At 39.9% G+C, this 2,045-nt stretch carries 2 protein-coding genes; both read right to left on the bottom strand.

Translation table 11 applies throughout. The annotated features are described in order from the left end of the window. Positions 1 to 1,223: IMP dehydrogenase (gene guaB, locus ACFIO3_RS12160; protein ID WP_375704531.1), on the bottom strand; the 1,223-nt coding region annotated here is incomplete at its 3' end. A gap of 144 nt (positions 1,224 to 1,367) precedes the next feature. Then, positions 1,368 to 2,045, bottom strand: a 678-nt coding sequence (locus tag ACFIO3_RS12155; RefSeq protein ID WP_375704530.1) for a phospholipase D-like domain-containing protein, incomplete at its 5' end; no start/stop codon positions are given.

The following is a 2,045-nucleotide window of genomic DNA, read 5'->3' as shown; positions in this document are numbered from 1 at the left end:
GATCCTCGTGCCATAGCACCAACAGATCCCATACCGCGATAGGCTTTAAAAGATCGACCTTGATAAAGATAAACTTCACCAGGACTTTCTTCTGTACCCGCCAAAAGAGAACCAATCATCGCTGCACAAGCCCCACCCGCTAAAGCTTTAGCAAAATCACCCGATGCTTTGATCCCACCATCTGCAATTATGGGAATGCCTGCTTTTTCAGCAACTTCTGCAGCATTCATAATGGCTGCAAGTTGAGGTACACCAACACCAGCAACAATACGCGTTGTGCAAATAGAGCCAGGACCAATACCAACTTTTACCGCATCTGCACCACTGTCAATCAATGCCTGCGTTGCTTGAGCAGTTGCGACATTCCCAGCAATAATAGCTGGAGAGGAAGCCATCTTTTTAATTCGTTCAACAGTTTCTAGTACACGTTGAGAATGTCCATGCGCTGTATCAATGACCAAAACATCAACACCTGCGTCAATGAGACGTTCAGCACGCTCAATCCCATTATTTCCAACACTACTAGCCGCTGCAGCACGCAAGCGCCCTTGAGAATCTTTAGCAGCATTTGGATTTAATTTTGCTTTTTCAATATCCTTAACTGTTATCAGTCCGACACAACGATTCTGTTCATCCACAACTAATAATTTTTCAATACGATGATGATGTAAAAGATACTTCGCTTCATTGAGTTGAACATTTTCACGCACTGTGATTAAATTTTCATGCGTCATTAATTCATAAATTTTTTGTTTGGGATCCGATGCAAAACGTACATCTCTATTGGTTAAAATGCCAACAAGTCGCCCCGCTGTCTCACCTTTAACACTATTTTCAACAACCGGAATACCGGAAATACCATGAGAGCGCATTAAAGCTTTTGCTTCTTCAAGTGTTGCATCTGGTCCAATTGTAACTGGATTAACAACCATACCAGATTCAAACTTTTTTACTTGGCGGACTTCTTCTGCCTGCTCTGCAGGAGACATATTACGATGAATAACCCCAAGACCACCAGCTTGAGCCATAGCAATTGCCAAACGCGATTCTGTTACCGTATCCATTGCCGCAGAAAGCAATGGCAAATTGAGCTTAATATCCGCTGCAATGCGCGTACTGAGATCCACTTGACTAGGCATAACAAGAGAATGACCGGGTTGTAAAAGTACATCATCAAAAGTTAGTGCCAATGCACCTGTCCCCGTTTCAACAATCTTTGCCATATCAAATTCCTTTTATAATAAAACACCGCAAGAAGCTTTAAACTACAACTGCGGTTCTCATACATGGTAGATTGGCAAAAAATTATGCCATGCTACAAACAAAATGAAAAGAAAAATAAATATCTTTTCATGGTTTATAAAAATTTACAATTGTGATTCGATGGGTAGCCAACTTATTATTTTTGCAAATGCGCGACGCCAGAAATTGCTTTCTGGTTCATAATCAATGCTATACTGTTTTTTATTTTCAATAAAATCCCAATAAATACGATTATTATCACCAAGACGAAGATGATAACTCATTTCCCTCGTCGTTTCTTCAGAAAATAACAAATCTAACCTCGCTGTAATGGGCGCACATTCAAAAAGAATGCCCATTTCTGTATTTAACGCCGCTGATCTAGGATCAAAGTTTAAAGATCCAATAAAAGCTGTTTTATGATCAACTAAAAAAGCTTTGGCATGTAAACTTGCCTTACTGGATCGAAACAATCGTAATCCATGGGAAGTGCCTTCCGCTTTTAATTCATAAAGCTTAACACCACTTTTCAACAGTGCCTTACGATACGGGACATAACCACCATGCACTAATGCTACATCAGTCGCTGCTAAGGAATTTGTCAGAATTTTGACATCAACACCTTTTGAAACCAAATTACTAAAATTCTGCGTACCGACTTTGCCAGGAACAAAATAAGGTGACGTAATCTGAACCGTTTTTTGAGCATTTCCAATAACCTTTGAGAGTGCCTTCATAAGCCAATTACTTGCTTTTTTACGCAATGCTTTTTCTGGAGGATCAGAAAGAACAACAACTTTATC

The organism is Bartonella sp. AD328YNZD (genome assembly GCF_042196425.1).
This window is presented reverse-complemented; position numbering and strand designations above follow the sequence as displayed.